Raw genomic sequence first — 18,085 nt, 5'->3', positions numbered from 1 at the left:
GCATGTTAAACTAAAGTCTATCCCCTTACCTCCTAACTACTTTACAAAGGTTGTTATGAACGCACCGGTGCTGGTTATTAACTGTGGCTCTTCTTCTATTAAATACGCTTTGATTGATTCTGACCCTCAGGCACCGCGTTTAGCCGGACTAGCGGAACGCTTAGGCAGCAGCGACGCCCGTTTGAAAGGTAAAAACAGCGCCGGTGAAAGCTTTACCCAGCCGCTGCCGAATGCTGACCATGCCGAAGCCCTGAACGCGATTTTGCAGCGCTTGGAAGGCCGCGTGCCGGGTGCCGTGGGCCACCGGATTGTTCATGGCGGCGAGCACTTCACCCAGGCTGCACTCGTTGATGACAGCGTGATCGAGGCCATCGAAACCACGGCGGCTTTAGCACCGCTGCATAACCCCGCTAACTTGGCGGGCATTGCCGCTACCCGCAAGGTGTTTCCAGAACTGCCCCAAGTAGCCGTGTTCGATACCGCCTTTCACCAAACGCTGCCGCCCCGCGCCTACCGCTACGCATTGCCAGAAGCGCTTTACACCGAGCACGGCATTCGCCGCTACGGTTTCCACGGTACCAGCCACGCCTTTGTTAGCCAGCGCGCTGGCGAGCTAAGCAGCCGTGGTGCAGGCGGCTGGCTGACCGCTCACCTGGGCAACGGCTGCTCTACCGCGGCGGTGTGGAACAACCAGAGCCTGGATACCAGCATGGGCCTTACTCCGCTGGAAGGCTTGGTGATGGGCACCCGCAGCGGCGATGTGGACCCCGGCCTGCATGCTCACCTGCACCGCCAGCTAGGCTGGTCGGTGGATGAGATCGACAACGTGCTCAACAAGCAGAGCGGCCTGCTGGGGCTTTCCGGCCTGACCAACGACATGCGCGAAGTAGAAGACCAAGCGATGGCCGGGCACCCGGGTGCCAAGCTCGCGCTTGACGTATTCTGCTACCGCATCGCCAAATCGCTGGCCGCCCTCTCCTGTGCACTGCCCACGCTAGACGGCGTGATCTTCACTGGCGGCATTGGCGAAAACTCGCCCATCGTGCGCCGTGAAGTGCTGGCGCTGTTGCCCCACTTTGGTTTCAGCTTAGATGAAGCGGCCAACGAAGCCACCATTCGCGGCAAAGAGGGCAAACTGGATAGCGCTGGCCATAGCGGCCCGGAAGTGTGGGTGATCCCCACCGATGAAGAGGGCCGCATTGCCATGGAAACCCGCCACTGCGTGGAGACCCCTGAATGAACAGCTCCCCCGAGCAACCCCAAGCCATTCTATTGGTACCCACCAGCGTCGGTGCTGGCCTAACGTCCGCTTGCCTGGGTTTGATCCAAGCGCTCGACACCATCGGCCTGAAAGCCGGCTTTTTAAAGCCGTTTATGCAGAACGAGCTAAACGGCCCCGGCCTTGACCGCTCCACGGCGCTGGTCTCACGCACGCTAAACCAACGCCCGCCCTCGCCCATTTCCCAGGCGCGTTTAGAGCGCCTGCTGCGCGATGACCAAACCGACGAGCTGATGGAAAACGTGGTCGAGCTGTACGAGCAGGTATCCCAACAGGCATACCGTGACGGCAGCACGCTAGACCTGATCGTCGTCGAAGGCGTGGTACCTACCCAGCACACCACCTACGCCACCCAAACCAATGCGCAGCTGGCGGATGCGCTGAACGCCCGCATCATTTTGGTGGGCACCGGGGATCTCAACGAGCCCCAGCGTTTGGCTGAAGAGTTGGATATGCACGCCCGCAGTTTTGGCGGCGTTAGCTCTAGCCGCACCTTGGGCGGCATTCTGATGCGCATGAAGAATCTGCCCTACGGGCAGGAGGATGATCTTTCTGCCGCACCGGGCACCATTAAGCCGCAGCTAGAAGAGCCAGTGCTTAACGAGCTGCGCCGCTACTCACCGGCGCTAGCCACCGACAGCTTCCACCTGATTGGCGTGGTGCCCTACAGCAAAACCCTGAGCGCCCCGCGCACGTTAGACGTGGCCCGGGCGCTGAATGCCAAAATGCTGAACGAAGGCGAAGCCGCCAGCCGCCGCGTGCTCTCTACCAGCCTGTGCGCCCGAAGTGCGGCCAACGCGCTGCATATCTTCACCCCTGGAAGCCTAGTGGTCGCCTCTGGCGACCGTGACGACGTGGTGCTGGCCTCCGCTCTGGCGACCATGAACGGCACCCAGCTGGCGGGCGTACTGCTAACCAATGGCTTCTTGCCTAATGAGAGCATGATTGAGATGTGCCGCCCGGCGCTGAAAACCGGCTTGCCGGTACTGGCGGTAGAAACCGACAGCCTGACCACGGCGCAAAACCTGAGCCAGCTCAGCAGCGAAATCCCCATGGACGACTTCGAGCGCGCCGAGCAGGTGGCACGCTACGTGGCTGCCCACATGGATTTAGAGTGGCTGAAAGCCAAGCTCAGCCGTGGCTACACTCGCCGCCTTTCGCCCTCAGCGTTTCGCCACCAGCTGGTTAAGCTCGCTCAGCAGGCCAAAAAACGCATCGTGCTGCCGGAAGGCGACGAGCCGCGCACCATCGAAGCGGCGATTATCTGCCAGCGTCGCGGCATTGCTGACTGCGTATTGCTAGGCAAGCGGGAAGATATCGAGAGCGTTGCCCATCACCGTGGCCTCACACTGCCCGATGCGCTGACCATCATCGACCCGGAAAGCACCCGCGCCAGCTACATTGGCCCGATGGTCGAGCGCCGCCGCGGCAAGCTCAACGAGCTGACCGCCGAAGCGCAGCTTCAGGATAACGTGGTGCTGGGCACCATGATGCTGCAGCTTGATGAAGTGGATGGCCTGGTGTCCGGCGCGGTGCACACCACCGCCAACACCGTTCGCCCGGCGTTTCAGCTGATCAAAACGGCCCCTGAGTACAACCAAGTGTCGTCGATCTTCTTTATGCTGCTGCCGGAACAGGTGGTGGTGTATGGCGACTGCGCGGTGAACCCAGACCCGGACGCCGAAACCCTGGCAGAGATCGCCCTACAGAGCGCCCGCTCTGCCGAGGCGTTCGGCATCGAGCCGCGCGTGGCGATGATCAGCTACTCCACCGGCGACTCCGGCACCGGCGCGGATGTGGATAAAGTGCGCGAAGCCACCCGCATCGCTAAAGAGCGCGCACCGCACCTGGCCATCGACGGCCCACTGCAGTACGACGCCGCCGCCATCGAGAGCGTAGGCAAGCAAAAAGCCCCCGACTCCCCCGTGGCGGGCAAGGCCACCGTGTTCGTGTTCCCCGACCTCAACACCGGCAACACCACCTACAAAGCAGTGCAGCGTAGCGCCCGCGTAGTGAGCGTTGGCCCAATGCTGCAGGGTCTGAACAAGCCGGTGAACGACCTCTCCCGCGGCGCGCTGGTGGACGACATCGTCTACACCATCGCCCTCACCGCCATTCAGGCCAGCCAGCGGGAAGCATAGGAACTCGCCGCGTTCTATACGCGCTAAAAGCAACGCCCCAAACAGTCAACTGTTCGGGGCGTTTTAGGTTTTGCGTCAGGTTTGATCGTTGGGATGCATCACACCCACATGGGCACCATCGCCTCCAACACCATCACTAAGCTCATCGCGGTAATAGTTAGAATCGAGACGCCGAACACCTTCTTCGCCCAGCGCACGTCGTCATCTAACCGGTAGCCGCATAGCGCCAGATAGAGCCAGTAGCCGCCCATGGTGAGTGCCACGCACAGGTAGCCTGCGCCTGCTTGGCTGGCCAGCACCAGCGCCAGTGACGCAGGAATAAACGCCACGATGTAGCCCAGAATATGGTGCTTGGCCCGTTTAATGCCGTGCACCACCGGCAGCACGGGGATGGATGCCCGGCGGTAATCCGCATAGCGGAAAATCGCGATAGCGTAGGAGTGCGGCATCTGCCACAGGCAGAAAATCACCAGTAGCATAAATGCACCGCTATCAAACTGCCCGGTCACCGCGCAGTAGCCCACTACCGGCGGCATCGCGCCGGAGAGGCTGCCCACCAGCGTGCCGTACTCGGAGTGGCGCTTCATATAGAGGCTATACACCCCCACATAAACGCCCCAGCCAATGACCGCTAGCGCGACCGTTAAGCCGTTGGTACCCAACGCCAGGCACACCACGCCCGCTACCCCCAACAGCGCTGAAATACCTAGCGCCTGGGTAATCGAGATACGCCCCTTGGCCAGCGGGCGATGGCGCGTACGCGCCATCAGTGCATCAATATCCCGGTCAATCACATTGTTACAGGCACAGCCCGAAGCAATGACTAGGGCAATGCCCATCATCACCGAGGCAAAGGTGACCCAATCGAAAGTACCGTGGGCGGCTAAAAAATAGCCGCCTAGGGTCGCAATCAGGTTGCCACCAATAATCCCCGGCTTAGTAAGCGCCAGCAGATCGCGCCAGCGGCTTGGTGCCACGTTCAGCCGATCATCATGTTGAGATGCAGATGCTGCATGATCCATAACGAGCCCCCTACCACCAGGACGAGTATCGTCAGTGTGAAAACGAAGGACATAACATTCCAGCCCTCGTCGGCTTTGGTATTCATATGCATAAACATGACCAGCTGAACCAAAATCTGCAGCACGGCTGTTACAGCGATGACCACCACCGTTGTGGCGGTGCTTAACGCACCGCCCATGACAACCGCAAACGGAATCACGGTCAGCACTAAAGATAGCAGAAGACCAGTAACATACGATTTAACGCTGCCGTGAGAAGACGTTAAAGGTGATGACGAATGGCTCATGTCACAGTACTCCCATCAGGTAAACGAACGAGAACACGCAGATCCACACGATATCCAGGAAGTGCCAGAACAGGCTGAGACACAGAATACGTGGGCGTGTCATGGGCGTCAGACCTTTGGTCGAAAGCTGCACCAGCATGACCAGAATCCACACTAAACCCACGGTAACGTGCAGGCCGTGAGTACCCACCAGGGTAAAGAACGACGAGAGAAACGCGCTCTGGTCAGGGCCGTAGCCCTGATGAATCAGATGCTGAAACTCGTACACTTCCATGCCCACAAAGGCCGCACCCAGCAAAAAGGTGATTCCCAGCCACGCTTTTACCTGGCCTAGGCGCTCAGCGTTCATCGCCAGCACGCCCATGCCAAAGGTGAAACTACTGAACAGCAGCAGGAAGGTTTCTACCAGTACAAAGGGCAACTCAAAAATATCCGCCGCCGTGGGCCCGGCGGCCGTGCCTTTCATCAGCACGGCGTAGGTGGCAAACAGTGACCCAAAAATCACCAAGTCACTCATCAAATACACCCAGAAACCAAAGAGCTTGGTGCCCGTGGTGTCGTGGTGCTCATGGGGCTCAGGCGTTGCGCCGTGGTGTAAGGTATCGGTGGCCATTACGCTCGTGCCTCCACATAGTTGGTCTGTTCACGATCAGACGCTGCGCTGCTCGGCGCAGAGGTTTTGCGCTTTTCGTGTTCGCGCTCGATGCGCGCCACTTCGGCGGCGGGCACGTAGTAGTCGATATCTTCGTTGAATACACGGGCGATAAAACTGACGACAACGCCCAATGCACCCACGGCGGCCAACCACCAGATATGCCACACCAGCGCAAAGCCCAGGATCAGCGCGAAGAAGCTAATCACCGGACCCGCCACCGTATTACGGGGCATATGGATATCGGTGTAGGGCGCGTCATCCAACTGCTCGTTGCTCCGCTGCTTTTGCGACCAGAAGCTGTCGATGTCGCCGACTTCCGGCAGGCGCGCAAAGTTGTAGAACGGCGCAGGCGAAGAAGTCGACCACTCCAGCGTACGGCCATCCCAGGGGTCGCCGGTCAGGTCGGCATTCAGCTTGCGGTCACGGATACTGACCCAGAACTGAATAATGGTGCAGGCAATCCCCATCATGATGATCACGGCACCTACCCAAGCCAGAATCATCCAGGGTTGCCACTCAGGATTCGCGTAGGACTGCATGCGGCGCACGGCACCGAAGAAGCTCAGCACGTAGAGCGGCATGAACGCGACGTAGAAGCCGATAAACCAGCACCAGAAAGAGCGCTTGCCCCACTTCTCGCTCAGCGTGAAGCCGAATGCTTTGGGGAACCAGTAGGTCAGGCCCGCCATCATGCCGAATACCACGCCGCCAATGATCACGTTGTGGAAGTGGGCAATCACGAACAGGCTGTTGTGCAGCACAAAGTTGGCCGCCGGTAGCGCCAGCATCACGCCGGTCATACCGCCTAGGGTAAAGGTAATGATAAAGCCCAGGGTCCACAGCACCGGCGAGGTCAGCTCTAGGCTGCCGCGGAAGATAGTGAACAGCCAGTTGAACACTTTCACCCCGGTGGGGATGGCAATGATCATCGTCATGATGCCGAAGAAGGCGTTCACATTGGCCCCAGCACCCATGGTGAAGAAGTGGTGCAGCCACACGATAAACGACAGCAGCGTGATGGCCACCGTGGCCCACACCATGGTTTTATAACCAAACAGGCGCTTGCGGGCGAAGGTAGCGATGACTTCAGAGAACACGCCAAAGGCCGGCAGAATCAGAATGTACACTTCCGGGTGACCCCAGGCCCAAATGAGGTTGACGTACATCATCATGTTGCCGCCAAAGTCATTGGTGAAGAAGTGCATACCGAAGTAGCGGTCAAGCGTTAGCAGCGCGATGGTCGCGGTCAAAATCGGGAAAGAGGCAATAATCAAGATGTTGGCGCACAGCGACGTCCAGGTAAAAATCGGCATGCGGAACAGGGTCATGCCTTTGGTGCGCATTTTCAGGATCGTGACAAAGAAGTTGATGCCGGTGAGCGTGGTACCTATCCCGGATATTTGCAGTGCCCATATCCAGTAATCGACCCCCACCCCGGGGCTAAACTCTATCCCCGATAACGGCGCGTAAGCGAGCCAGCCGGTTTTAGCGAACTCTCCTACCACGAGGGAAATATTGACCAAAATAGCCGAGACGGCGAACAGCCAGAAACTCAGGTTATTCAAAAACGGGAAGGCAACGTCGCGGGCACCAATTTGCAGGGGCACCACCAAGTTCATCAGGCCGATGACCATGGGCATCGCAACGAAAAAGATCATGATCACGCCGTGGGCGGTAAAAATCTGATCGTAGTGTTCAGGAGGGAGATAACCTGCGGCCCCACCGGCCGCCATGGCCAATTGGGTACGCATCATAATCGCATCGGCAAAGCCGCGAAGCAGCATTACCAAGGCCACCACAAAGTACATAATGCCGAGCTTTTTGTGGTCAACGGAGGTAAACCACTCGTTCCACAGCCAGCCCCACTTACGGTAGTACGTCAATGCGCCAAGTAGCGCGGCACCCCCGATCGCCATAACGGCAGCCACGATCATAATGATCGGTTCGTGATACGGAATTGCGTCTAACGTGAGTTTTCCAAACATGTTTAACCCCCCGCTTCAATGCTTGTGGGATGGCCGCTTATGGCGTGGTCATCACCTGCATGCTGATTGGTAACATGGCCGATAGCGGCCTGCTGCTGAGAAGCGTTGGCGCTCTCAAGCTCACTGGATTCACCGTGGCTATCGTGGGCATCGCTAATGGCGTCGCCGTGGCTCGAATGGCCGCCGTGACCACCATGACCGCTGCCTTCACCACCGTGGAAACTGCTGACAATCGACTCATACAGCTCGGGCGTTACCGCCGAGAAGTACTCCACCGGGTGATACTCCGTCGGCTGCGCTAGGGCTTCGTAACCGTCAGGGAAAGTCAGGGTGTCATCGGCTGCGCGCACGTTTTCCACCCAGGCATCGAATTCCGCCGGTGAGGTCACGTGGGCATCAAACGTCATACCGGAGAAGCCTGCGCCGCTGTAGTTGGTGGAACGGCCGGGGTAGACGCCCTCTTCATCGGCAATCAGATGAACATCGTTATCCATCCCTGCCATGGCATAAATTTGGCTGCCTAAATGAGGAATAAAGAACGCGTTCATTACCGAGCCAGAGCTGACCCTGAAGCGCACCGGAGTATCCACCGGCAACGCCAGTTCATTGACGCTGGCAATGCCCTGTTCGGGGTAGATGAACAGCCATTTCCAATCCAGCGCAACGGCTTGGATCTCCATGGGCTCCACGCTGCTTTCAATCGGCTTGTGGGGATCCAGGCTGTGGGAGGTTTTAAAGGTGAGGAAGGCCAGAACGGCAATGATTAAGCAGGGAACGGTCCAGACGGCAGCTTCAATGGCATTGGAGTGCGCCCAGTCCGGCAGGTACTTGGCAACGCTATTACTACGCCGATAGCGCCAGCCAAACAGTAGCGTCATCACAATCACCGGAATGACTACAATCAGCATCAGCCCAAAGGAGGTCAGAATCAGCGAGCGCTGCTCAACGCCTATCTGCCCTTTGGGATCCAACAATGCAGAACTGCAGCCCGTTAACAACAGGCACAGCACGACGAGCACAAAAGTGCCTCGCCTGCGCCAGTGGGTAGGTAGTTGCATGGTGTGATCTCGTTAGAGAGTTGTCTAAAACAGCCCGCTGCTTGGCTGGCTAACTAGCCAGCTAAGTAGCAAGCTAACTATCACCCCATACTTTTCCCAGAACAGTGAGCGCGACTACGTTGCTCCGGGAAAAATATGCGCCACCGCATGGGGTTAGTGGCGAGCCTTCGCCGTGCGCCTTGCGCGCATCAACTAAGACTAAAGTATTTTCTATTGATCTCGGTCAATCAGAAAGAGACGTTATGCCGCACCCTGCGCACCCGTTTGGGCATGGGGCACGGTGGTCTTTGATTAGGCGAGCGAGACGCTCAGCGTGGGCAGTGGATGGCGTTCTAACAAGCCGGGGGCACGCTCATCGTCGGTGACGACGATATCGAAGTCCTCTAGCGAGGCAAAATAGGCCGGGCGCACCACGCCAAACTTGCTGGCATCGACAATCAACAGCCGCTGCATCGCGGTGGCAATCGCCGCCTGCTTCGGCCCCACTTCATGAAAATGAAAGCAGCTCACGCCCCGCTCGCAATCCACCCCAGCGGCAGAAATCAGCGCTTTGTTGATGCCCAAGCGCTCGATGGCTGCGCCCATGCCGTCACTGCCAAACGACTGGGAGGAGGCATAGAACAGCCCCCCCAGCAGCACCAAGCGCACGTTAGGCAGCACCGCCACCGCATTGGCAACGTTCAGCGCATAGGTCACTACGGTTAATTCGCGAAAGCGGCTTAGCTGGCTGAGCAGCGGAATCAGTGTCGAACCGCAGTCGATAAACAGCGTATCGCCCTCTTCAATAAAGCTGGCCGCACGCTGGCAAAGACGCTGCTTGACCTGATAGTGGCTCGACTGCTGTTCCGTTAGGTCGTATACCGGCGTCACGCCGGGGTAGCTGGCCATCACTAGCCGTCCGCCCAGCAGGCTAATAGGCGAAGGTTGCGTTGAAAGGTCCCGCCGAATGGTCATTTCGGAGACTCCGCACAGCTCGGCAGCATCACGAAGATGTAACGTTCCCCCGCTGGCCAGCGCCTCTTGCACCATTGCCAAGCGCTGTGCGCTACGATCGTTCATGTCCGGCATCTCCTTATGATTCATTTTGTTATCGGCGTCAGCCAAGCCAGGCGCTCTATGCTGAGCCAGACCCTTGCTTATTTCCACTGCAATGCGCTCTCTCATCCGCGCATGATGCACATATCACATTTAAACAGCGTTGATGTGACAATACTTGCAAATCAACGTTAAAAAAATAACACTCAATGTTATAATTTTAACATCAACGCCAGCCCACACGACCCATAACGTCGGTACGCCAGCCGCCCTGGCACCGAGATACAACCCTGTTGAGGCTTCCATGACTGCTCTAACTCATTCTCGTTCTTCATCGTTCGTCACGCTTGGCGCTGGCGTTTTACTGGCAAGTGCTGCTTTGGCAACGCCGGCATTTGCCGACGATGCACAGCCGCAAACTCTTGACCGCCTGTGGTCGTTTGCCAACGTCTCAGTCAACTATCTGGATTGGTCTAACGGTACTGAAGCGCGCACCGCCAGCAATGCGGCGAAAAGCGACTTTACGTTTGTTGAAATCGAAGGCGGCGTCGGCTTTAGCTGGGGCGAATTTTACGGCTTCTTCGATTTCGAGAACCCCACCAACGACCAGTTCGACCAAGCCAGTGGCGGTAAAGACAACTTCCGCACTGCCGGTAAAGTGACGTCGCACATTTATCTGGGCGACAGCCCGCTGTCGCTCTACGCCCATGTATATGATTTCCGTGACTACGGCTTCAATGGTCGCGAACAGGATCAGATTCTTGGCCTTGGCTACCGCACAACCTTCGATAACGGCCTGTGGTTCAAACCGTTTATTGGTGCCGCGCGTGTACAGAGCGATGGCTACACGGGTATGAATGGCTATATGGCGGGCTGGGTAGCAGGCTACGATTTCACTGCCGTCAATCAGAACTTCAGCGTGACCAACTGGCACGAGCAAACCTTTGGCCGTGACAGCGACTATCTTTCACAGAACTATGTGAACGGCACCGCTGGCAGCGTAGGTACCAACGGCGCACTGAGCCTATGGTGGCACCCGTCTGACTTAATCACGACAGGTGTGCAGTACCGCTACTCAGAGAATAAACTGGGTACCCCGGACGCTTACCAAAACGCGATGATCTACTCAGTTAAGTTAAACTTACTGTAATCGCTCACTCTCCTCACGATCCGAAGGTACTCCCATGACCCTCATCATGAGCTTAGTTGGTATGGTCACCCTGGTGGCCATCGCTCTGATCTTCTCTTACGACCGCAAGTCAATACGGCTACGCACCGTGCTGGGTGCCTTCGCAATCCAGGCGGGTATCGGTGCGTTTGTGCTCTATGTGCCGTTTGGTCAGGCAGTGTTACAGGCTATTTCATCCGGTGTTAGCCAAGTGCTGGTGTACGCGAACGATGGTATCGGCTTCCTGTTTGGCGGCTTAGCCGATGTAGATAACGTCGGTTTTGTGTTTGCCATCAAGGTACTGCCGGTCATTATTTTCTTCTCGTCGCTGATTGCCGTGCTCTACTACATCGGCATCATGCAGTGGATTATTCGTATCTTGGGCGGTGCCCTGCAAAAAGCGCTGGGCACGTCGCGCACCGAATCGCTCTCTGCGACCGCCAATATCTTCGTGGGCCAAACCGAGGCTCCGCTTGTCGTACGCCCATTTATTGCACGCATGACCCCTTCCCAGCTGTTTGCGGTCATGTGTGGTGGCTTGGCATCGGTGGCAGGTTCGGTGCTGGCGGGCTATGCCGCGTTGGGCATTCCCATGGAGTACTTGGTGGCAGCGTCCTTTATGGCCGCTCCGGGCGGTCTCTTATTTGCCAAACTGATCATGCCGGAAACGCAAGACGCTACCGAGAGCGACAGCGTCTCCAAGGTCGACGAAGAGCTTAAAGATCAGGATGACAAGCCCGCCAACGTGTTGGATGCCGCCGCTGCCGGTGCCACATCGGGCATGAAGCTAGCGGCTAACGTCGGTGCCATGCTGCTCGCTTTCATCGCCCTGATTGCGCTGGTTAACGGTATTTTAGGCGGTGTTGGCGGCTGGTTTGGCTTTGATGCGCTAAGCCTTGAGCTGATTTTGGGCTGGCTGTTTGCCCCCCTGGCGTTCCTGTTGGGCGTGCCCTGGGCAGAAGCCACCTTGGCAGGCTCGTTCATCGGCCAAAAGCTGGTGGTCAACGAATTCGTGGCCTATATCAACCTGGCCCCCTATATCGATGGGGAACAGGTGGTGGCGGCAACGGGTCAACTGATGACCCCGCATACCATGGCGATCCTCTCTTTTGCGCTGTGTGGCTTTGCCAACCTGTCGTCTATCGCCATTTTGCTTGGCGGCTTGGGGAGCATTGCACCTACACGCCGCAAAGAGATCGCCCGATTTGGTGTGAAAGCGGTACTGGCCGGCACGCTCTCTAACTTGATGTCTGCCTCCATTGCAGGCTTCTTCTTAGCATTGAGCAGCATGACCGCTTAACGCAGCGAGCACGACACTCTGCAACGGGCGCTGCTGTTTTCACGCAGTGCCCGTTTTGTCTTTTATTGATTTGCGAGAAATTCATGAACGCGACTGCCTCCCCCCAGCTCACTCAAGCCCAACTGATCCAAGCCGCTCGTCACGCGCTGGCCCTCATGGATTTGACCAGCCTGAACGACAGCGACACCGACAGCGTGATTGAGTCGCTGTGCCAACAGGTGAAAACGCCTTTCGGAAACCCGGCGGCGGTCTGCGTTTATCCGCAGTTTATTGTCACTGCTGCCCGTGCGCTGAGCGCCCACAAGCTGGATGGTCAGGTCAAAATCGCTACCGTGACCAACTTCCCCCACGGCGGCGACGACATTATGGGTGCCGCCCGTGAAACCCGTGAAGCCGTGGCGTCTGGCGCCCATGAAGTCGACGTGGTGTTCCCCTACCGCGCGCTGATGGCAGGCGATGAAGAGACCGGCCGCGAGCTGGTTGAAATGTGTAAAGCCGCCTGCGGTGGCCAGGCGCAGCTAAAAGTCATCATCGAATCTGGCGAACTCAAAGAGCCTGCGCTTATCCAACGCGCTAGCGAGCTGGCCATAGAAGGTGGTGCGGACTTTATCAAGACCTCAACTGGCAAAGTGCCGGTGAACGCTACCCTGGCAGCCGCCGAGATTATGCTCAAGGCGATTAAAGCCAGCGGCAAAGACGTTGGCTTTAAAGCCGCGGGTGGCGTACGCAGCGCCGAAGACGCCGCCGAGTACCTTGCGCTTGCCGCTGACATTATGGGTCCTCAGTGGGTCACGCCTGAACACTTCCGGTTTGGTGCATCCAGCCTGCTGAATAACTTATTGAACACGCTAAACGGCAATGCTGATGCCGTGACGAATGGAGGCTACTAAATGCCGTCTAACGCTTCTCACCACGCCCTGCTCCCCCAAGAACTGATTCGCCTGAAGCGCGACGGCCAGCCGCTGCCCGCTGAAGAGATCAAAGCCTTCGTACAAGGCATTGCTGACGACCGCATCAGCGACGCGCAGATTGGCGCCTTCACCATGTCGGTGTTTTTAAACGGCATGAGCCGCGAAGAAGTCGTCGCGCTGACCACCGCCACCCGGGACTCCGGCCACGTGATGCAGTGGGATTCGCTCAATTTGCCCGGCCCCATTGTGGATAAACACTCTACCGGCGGCGTAGGTGACTTGGTATCGCTGGTGTTAGGCCCGTGGGTCGCTGCCTGCGGCGCGTTTGTACCGATGATTTCTGGCCGTGGCCTGGGCCACACCGGCGGCACGCTGGATAAGCTGGAGTCGATCCCCGGCTACGACCCCTACCCCGCGCCCGAGCGCTTCAGCGACGTGGTGAAATCCACCGGCGTGGCGATTATCGGCCAAACCGGCAACCTCGCTCCGGCGGACAAACGCATCTACGGCGTGCGCGACGTGACCGCCACCGTGGAATCCATTCCGCTGATCACCGCGTCTATTTTGGGCAAGAAGCTGGCCTCTGGCCTGGATGCCCTGGTGATGGACGTTAAAGTCGGCAGCGGCGCGTTCATGCCCACCCCGGAAAAATCCCGCGAGCTGGCGAAAAGTATCGCCAACGTTGCCACCCAAGCGGGCACGCCCACCACTGCGCTGCTCACCGATATGAGCCAGCCGCTGGCCCCCTGTGCCGGTAACGCGGTAGAGATCGTCGAAACCCTGGCGCTGCTGCGCGGCGAGCGTGCCAACAGCCGCGTGATGCAGGTCACTCGCGAACTCGCCGTTGAGATGCTGATTGCGGGCAAGCTGGTGGCTAACCGCGAAGAAGCCCTCACCAAGCTGGACAAAGCGCTCACCTCTGGCGCGGCGGCGGAAGTCTTCGCTCGCATGGTGCGCGAACTGGGCGGCCCCGCCGACTTTATGGAGCGCTCGGACAGTTACCTGGCCACTGCCCCGGTAATTCAAGCGGTGTACCCCGAACAGAGCGGTATCGTACAGCGCTTCGATACCCGCGCCGTGGGCATGAGTGTTGTAGAACTGGGCGGCGGCCGCCTGCGTAACGACGCCAGCGTCGATCACAGCGTCGGTTTTAGCGAGATCGTCGAAATCGGCGACCGTGTGGATAGCCAGCGCCCGCTAGCCATCGTTCACGCCCGCACCGAAGAGGCCGCCGCCCGCGCCGCCGCCCAGCTACGTGCGGCGGTCACCATCGGTGACGCTGAAGCCACCGCCGACACACTGCTGCAAGAGACCTTCCGAGGAGAAGCCTAATGCCCCGTGCGATTGTCTTAGTGCTCGACTCTTTTGGTATTGGTAGCGCGCCCGATGCCGCGACCTTTGGCGACCAGGGTGCCGACACCCTAGGCCACATCGCCGCCGCCTGCGCCCGTGGCGAGGCGGATACCACCGAGCGTTCCGGCCCGTTGACGCTGCCCAACATGGCCGCACTCGGCCTGTTTCACGCCCACCGGGATGCCACCGGCAGCGTGGCGGAAGGCGTTAATTTGCCCGAACAGCTGACGGGCGCTTATGCGCACGCGAAAGAGATTTCCAGCGGTAAAGACACCCCTTCCGGCCACTGGGAAATTGCTGGAGTGCCGGTGCGCTTTGACTGGGGCTACTTTCTCGATAAAACCGACAGCTTCCCCCTGGAGCTGCTGGATGCCATCGTTCAGGAAGCGGATTTAACGGGCGTGATTGGCAACTGCCACGCTTCAGGCACCGAGATTATTGCCCGCCTGGGCGAAGAGCATATCGCCACCGGCAAGCCGATTGTGTATACCTCCGCGGACTCCGTGTTCCAGATTGCGGCCCACGAAGAGCACTTTGGCTTAGAGCGCCTCTACGCACTGTGTGAAACCGTGCGCGAGCTGCTGGAGCCGTACAACATTGGCCGCGTGATCGCCCGCCCGTTTATCGGCGACGACCGCGAAAGCTTTGCCCGCACCGGCAATCGCCGCGACTACAGCGTTGAGCCGCCCAGCCCCACCGTGCTGCAAAAGCTCGCCGCCGCCGGTGGTGAAGTGGTGTCGATTGGCAAGATCGCCGACATCTACGCCCACTGCGGCATTACCCACAAGGTCAAAGCCAGCGGCCACGACGCGCTCATGGAAGCCACCCTGGCGGAAGTCGCGCGCACAGCTAAAGAGACCAGTGATCGTCCGACCATGATCATGACCAACTTCGTGGATTTCGATTCGGTCTACGGCCACCGCCGGGATGTGCCGGGCTACGCCGCTGCGCTGGAGCACTTCGACGCTCGCCTGCCGGAGCTGCTGGCTGCGCTTAACGACGACGACCTGCTGCTGCTCACCGCCGACCACGGCTGCGACCCTAGCTGGGAAGGCACCGAGCACACCCGCGAATACGTGCCGATCATGGTACGCGGTGCAGGTTTCGCCCCCGGCCCGCTGGGCGAGCGCGGCACCTTCGCCGACATTGGCCAAACCCTCGCGGCGTTCTTTGCCGTGGACGCCATGGCCGATGGCGAGAGCTTTTTACCTAACGCGGCGTAAAGGCTAACAACCTAATTAGCACGCTGATGTGCACGGCCTGAATGCCACTGACTGGGTTATTCAGGCCAATCATTTTAGAAAGGAGTGTTCCATGGCTACCCCACATATCAATGCCGAGAAGGGCGATTTCGCTGATACCGTACTGATGCCCGGCGACCCGCTGCGCGCCAAGTACATCGCTGATACGTACCTGGAGAACGTGCGCCAAGTAAACGACGTGCGCAGCATGTTCGGCTACACCGGCACCTATAAAGGCCGCGAGATTTCCGTAATGGGCCACGGCATGGGCATCCCTTCCGTGTCCATTTACGCCAAAGAGCTGATTACCGATTACGGCGTCAAGTCGATCATTCGCGTGGGCTCCTGCGGCGCGGTACGTGACGATGTCAACGTGCGCGACGTAGTGATTGGACTGGGTGCCTGCACCGATTCCAAAGTGAACCGCATGCGCTTTAACGACCACGACTTCGCTGCCATTGCCGATTTTGAACTGGCAAGCCACGCCGTCGCCGCCGCCAAAGCGCAGAGCGTCGCCGTGAAAGTGGGCAACATTTTCTCAGCGGACCTGTTCTACAACCCGCAAACCGACATGGCCGAGCTGATGAAGCGCTACGGCATTGTGGGCGTTGAGATGGAAGCCGCTGGCCTGTACGGCGTAGCCGCCGAGTTCGGTGCCCGCGCGCTGACTATCTGCACCGTGTCTGACCACATTCTGAAAGGCGACTCGCTCTCCAGCGCCGACCGTCAAACCACCTTCAACGACATGATGGTGATTGCGCTCGACACCGTCCTGCGCGACGACGCTGCCAACGCTTAACCGCTTGGAATCAAGCGCCCACTGAGAGGATAACGCCATGAGCCAAGCGGATCAGGCACTGGTAGATACGCTGTTAACCACCCTGGGCAACGCCTACGCGCCCTACTCCAACCACCCCGTGGCGGCGGTGATGGAGTGCCCAGACGGTCAGCAGTTTGCGGGTAGCAACGTAGAAGTGGCCCACTACAAAGGGTTATGCGCCGAAGCCTCGGCCATCTCTGCCATGATTACCGCAGGCCAGCGCGAGCTTGCCAAGGTATACGTCATGGGCCCGGGCGAGCACCTCTGCACGCCCTGCGGCGACTGCCGCCAGCGCATCCGCGAGTTCGCCACCCCCAGCACGCAAATCATGGTGCTCTCCAAGCAGGGTGAGGTGCTAAAAACCTATACCATGGACAGCCTGCTGCCCGACGCTTTTGGGCCGGAGCAACTGCCGGGACGGTGATGCACAAGCACTTGTAACAAAACGGGCAATTATTTGCCCGTTTTGTTGGTGCTAATATATTTTGATATCAAAATTAAAGCACAGAGTAAGCTATCGTGGCTTCCCTTTTCAAAGCAATAACCTCTTTCTCAATAAACTAATCTTTTTAACATCTCCCCTACTAAAGCTGATTTTTATAGACAGCTCCATCTTTCATAATGAATAAAAGCTGAGAATCTGGATCCGTAAGCACAGTAATATCTTCAAGAGGGTTATCCTTGAGCACTATGACATCTCCTCTCGCCCCTGGAATGATTTCTCCGAAGTCACCGGTGTGGCCGTAAGCATCAGCAGCATGGCTGGTTGCTGCACGAACCAACTCATCCGCTGGAACAACATCTTTACGTAAATTAAATTCATTAAGCTGATGACGCTGCATCCGGCCAAGCAGATCAGAGCCATATAGCATCTTCACGCCATAGCGCTGAGCCATTTCCAAAGCTTTACCGCCAGCATCAAGTACGTCATAAACCTTACGCTGTAGATGCTCTGCCATGCCTGCCTCAACGCCTTCTTTAGCTAAGGCGTCGTAGGTACACAGAGTAGGAGTAAGATAAGCGTCATACTCAAGGAATAGTCGACAGCTCTCCTCGTCCATTAAATTGCCGTGCTCAATAGTCTTGACGCCTCGTGGAATTAGTCGGTTGATAGCGCGCGCGGTATAGGCATGTGCCATGGTATGAATATTGGCGGCTGTTGCTTCTTCCACAATAGCGTCAATTTCTTCAAGCGAGAACTGGGTACTGTCGATACGGTCAGTGGGTGACGAAACGCCACCCGACGCCATAATCTTGATCTGGGTAGCCCCCTTCCTGATCTCATCGCGTGCAGCACGGCGTACTTCGCTAACACCATCACAAACGCGACCTAATCCAGCGCAGCAGAAGCAGCCCTCAAAGGTTTGTTGCCCAGGGCCACGCATATCGGCGTGCCCCCCCGTCTGAGAGAGGGCATTCCCAGCGTACATAATGCGCGGCCCGACCAAAGCACCTTCATCGACCGCTTTGGCAAGTCCGTAATCAGCACCGCCAGCGTCACGTACGGTGGTGAAACCACGCATCAACATGGCTTCCATCAGCTCGCTTGATTTGGCACCCACATAAAATGGGGAGAGCGTCTCAAGCAGTGCAAAATTTGGTGTGATAGCAGTAACGTGGACGTGGGAGTCAACTAATCCAGGCATCAGAAAGTGGCCCTGGATATCGATGACTTGGTCATCGTTACCTTCTAATGGAGAATCACTCACCTCAGCGATGCGGCCATCCTGAATACGCACCTGTTGATTGGCAAGCACTTTTCCGTTGCGAGTATCGATAACGTTGGCGTTAATAAAACGAGTTGTTGTCATGGTTAATCCTTGTGAGATA

At 58.0% G+C, this 18,085-nt stretch carries 16 protein-coding genes; 9 read left to right on the top strand and 7 right to left on the bottom strand.

The genetic code is table 11. The features are described 5' to 3' along the window. Positions 1-55: 55 nt before the first annotated feature. Positions 56-1,240, top strand: a complete 1,185-nt coding sequence (locus IEW65_RS02285) for an acetate/propionate family kinase (RefSeq protein WP_188637894.1) — start codon at positions 56-58, stop codon at positions 1,238-1,240. After that, positions 1,237-3,420, top strand: coding sequence for a phosphate acetyltransferase (gene pta, locus IEW65_RS02280; RefSeq protein WP_188637893.1), 2,184 nt, complete (start codon positions 1,237-1,239; stop codon positions 3,418-3,420). Before IEW65_RS02285 ends, pta begins: the two co-directional genes overlap by 4 nt. 98 nt (positions 3,421-3,518) lie before the next feature. Here the strand turns inward: pta and cyoE are convergent, their stop codons facing one another. From cyoE to IEW65_RS02250, 6 genes are all read right to left on the bottom strand, one after another. Further along, positions 3,519-4,442: a heme o synthase gene (cyoE, locus tag IEW65_RS02275; RefSeq protein WP_188637892.1), complete on the bottom strand. Its 924-nt coding sequence runs from the start codon at positions 4,440-4,442 to the stop codon at positions 3,519-3,521. Next, positions 4,400-4,729 carry a cytochrome o ubiquinol oxidase subunit IV gene (gene cyoD, locus IEW65_RS02270; protein WP_188637891.1) on the bottom strand — a complete coding sequence of 110 codons (330 nt, stop codon included), beginning with the start codon at positions 4,727-4,729 and terminating at the stop codon, positions 4,400-4,402. The genes cyoE and cyoD overlap by 43 nt, the downstream gene beginning before the upstream one ends. Position 4,730: 1 nt before the next feature. Then, positions 4,731-5,342, bottom strand: a complete 612-nt coding sequence (gene cyoC / locus IEW65_RS02265; RefSeq protein ID WP_188637890.1) for a cytochrome o ubiquinol oxidase subunit III — start codon at positions 5,340-5,342, stop codon at positions 4,731-4,733. Next, on the bottom strand, positions 5,342-7,369 hold the full coding sequence (cyoB, locus tag IEW65_RS02260) for a cytochrome o ubiquinol oxidase subunit I (RefSeq protein WP_188637889.1): 2,028 nt from the start codon (positions 7,367-7,369) through the stop codon (positions 5,342-5,344). The genes cyoC and cyoB overlap by 1 nt, the downstream gene beginning before the upstream one ends. Positions 7,370-7,371: 2 nt before the next feature. After that, positions 7,372-8,427 (bottom strand): ubiquinol oxidase subunit II, encoded by a 1,056-nt coding sequence (cyoA, locus tag IEW65_RS02255; protein WP_188637888.1) that lies wholly within the window; start codon positions 8,425-8,427, stop codon positions 7,372-7,374. Positions 8,428-8,718: 291 nt separating this feature from the next. Then, positions 8,719-9,486: a DeoR/GlpR family DNA-binding transcription regulator gene (locus IEW65_RS02250; protein WP_188637887.1), complete on the bottom strand. Its 768-nt coding sequence runs from the start codon at positions 9,484-9,486 to the stop codon at positions 8,719-8,721. Between the two features lie 280 nt (positions 9,487-9,766). Between IEW65_RS02250 and IEW65_RS02245 the strand changes: the two genes are divergently transcribed. From IEW65_RS02245 to cdd, 7 genes are all read left to right on the top strand, one after another. After that, the gene (locus tag IEW65_RS02245; protein ID WP_188637886.1) at positions 9,767-10,612 is read left to right on the top strand and encodes an outer membrane protein OmpK; all 846 of its coding nucleotides are present in this window, start codon (positions 9,767-9,769) and stop codon (positions 10,610-10,612) included. 34 nt (positions 10,613-10,646) lie between these two features. Further along, positions 10,647-11,930, top strand: coding sequence for a NupC/NupG family nucleoside CNT transporter (locus IEW65_RS02240; protein WP_188637885.1), 1,284 nt, complete (start codon positions 10,647-10,649; stop codon positions 11,928-11,930). Positions 11,931-12,013: 83 nt separating this feature from the next. Further along, complete coding sequence (deoC, locus tag IEW65_RS02235) at positions 12,014-12,820, top strand: deoxyribose-phosphate aldolase (protein WP_188637884.1); 807 nt, start codon at positions 12,014-12,016, stop codon at positions 12,818-12,820. Then, entirely contained in the window at positions 12,821-14,173 is a 1,353-nt protein-coding gene (deoA, locus tag IEW65_RS02230; RefSeq protein ID WP_188637883.1) for a thymidine phosphorylase, read from the top strand. Then, complete coding sequence (locus tag IEW65_RS02225) at positions 14,173-15,417, top strand: phosphopentomutase (RefSeq protein ID WP_188637882.1); 1,245 nt, start codon at positions 14,173-14,175, stop codon at positions 15,415-15,417. Before deoA ends, IEW65_RS02225 begins: the two co-directional genes overlap by 1 nt. A gap of 91 nt (positions 15,418-15,508) precedes the next feature. Beyond that, entirely contained in the window at positions 15,509-16,234 is a 726-nt protein-coding gene (deoD, locus tag IEW65_RS02220; protein ID WP_188637881.1) for a purine-nucleoside phosphorylase, read from the top strand. Between the two features lie 37 nt (positions 16,235-16,271). Beyond that, on the top strand, positions 16,272-16,679 hold the full coding sequence (gene cdd / locus IEW65_RS02215) for a cytidine deaminase (RefSeq protein WP_044629006.1): 408 nt from the start codon (positions 16,272-16,274) through the stop codon (positions 16,677-16,679). Positions 16,680-16,839: 160 nt separating this feature from the next. Here cdd and IEW65_RS02210 read toward each other — a convergent pair whose 3' ends face one another. Next, the gene (locus IEW65_RS02210; protein WP_188637880.1) at positions 16,840-18,066 is read right to left on the bottom strand and encodes a metal-dependent hydrolase family protein; all 1,227 of its coding nucleotides are present in this window, start codon (positions 18,064-18,066) and stop codon (positions 16,840-16,842) included. Positions 18,067-18,085 lie beyond the last annotated feature (19 nt).

The sequence above is a fragment of the Vreelandella lutescens genome (assembly GCF_014640815.1).
Classification (GTDB): domain Bacteria; phylum Pseudomonadota; class Gammaproteobacteria; order Pseudomonadales; family Halomonadaceae; genus Vreelandella; species Vreelandella lutescens.
Note: the sequence above shows the minus strand (reverse complement) of the source record. Positions and strands in the feature narration are given on the sequence as shown.

Coding starts and splice junctions, on each gene's coding strand:
- IEW65_RS02250 (WP_188637887.1), bottom strand. CDS start 9,486: ATGAACGATCGTAGCGCACAGCGCTTGGCAATGGTGCAAGAGGCGCTG.
- deoA (WP_188637883.1), top strand. CDS start 12,821: ATGCCGTCTAACGCTTCTCACCACGCCCTGCTCCCCCAAGAACTGATT.
- IEW65_RS02285 (WP_188637894.1), top strand. CDS start 56: ATGAACGCACCGGTGCTGGTTATTAACTGTGGCTCTTCTTCTATTAAA.
- IEW65_RS02245 (WP_188637886.1), top strand. CDS start 9,767: ATGACTGCTCTAACTCATTCTCGTTCTTCATCGTTCGTCACGCTTGGC.
- cyoC (WP_188637890.1), bottom strand. CDS start 5,342: ATGGCCACCGATACCTTACACCACGGCGCAACGCCTGAGCCCCATGAG.
- cyoB (WP_188637889.1), bottom strand. CDS start 7,369: ATGTTTGGAAAACTCACGTTAGACGCAATTCCGTATCACGAACCGATC.
- cyoA (WP_188637888.1), bottom strand. CDS start 8,427: ATGCAACTACCTACCCACTGGCGCAGGCGAGGCACTTTTGTGCTCGTC.
- cyoD (WP_188637891.1), bottom strand. CDS start 4,729: ATGAGCCATTCGTCATCACCTTTAACGTCTTCTCACGGCAGCGTTAAA.
- IEW65_RS02210 (WP_188637880.1), bottom strand. CDS start 18,066: ATGACAACAACTCGTTTTATTAACGCCAACGTTATCGATACTCGCAAC.
- cdd (WP_044629006.1), top strand. CDS start 16,272: ATGAGCCAAGCGGATCAGGCACTGGTAGATACGCTGTTAACCACCCTG.
- IEW65_RS02225 (WP_188637882.1), top strand. CDS start 14,173: ATGCCCCGTGCGATTGTCTTAGTGCTCGACTCTTTTGGTATTGGTAGC.
- IEW65_RS02240 (WP_188637885.1), top strand. CDS start 10,647: ATGACCCTCATCATGAGCTTAGTTGGTATGGTCACCCTGGTGGCCATC.
- deoD (WP_188637881.1), top strand. CDS start 15,509: ATGGCTACCCCACATATCAATGCCGAGAAGGGCGATTTCGCTGATACC.
- pta (WP_188637893.1), top strand. CDS start 1,237: ATGAACAGCTCCCCCGAGCAACCCCAAGCCATTCTATTGGTACCCACC.
- deoC (WP_188637884.1), top strand. CDS start 12,014: ATGAACGCGACTGCCTCCCCCCAGCTCACTCAAGCCCAACTGATCCAA.
- cyoE (WP_188637892.1), bottom strand. CDS start 4,442: ATGGATCATGCAGCATCTGCATCTCAACATGATGATCGGCTGAACGTG.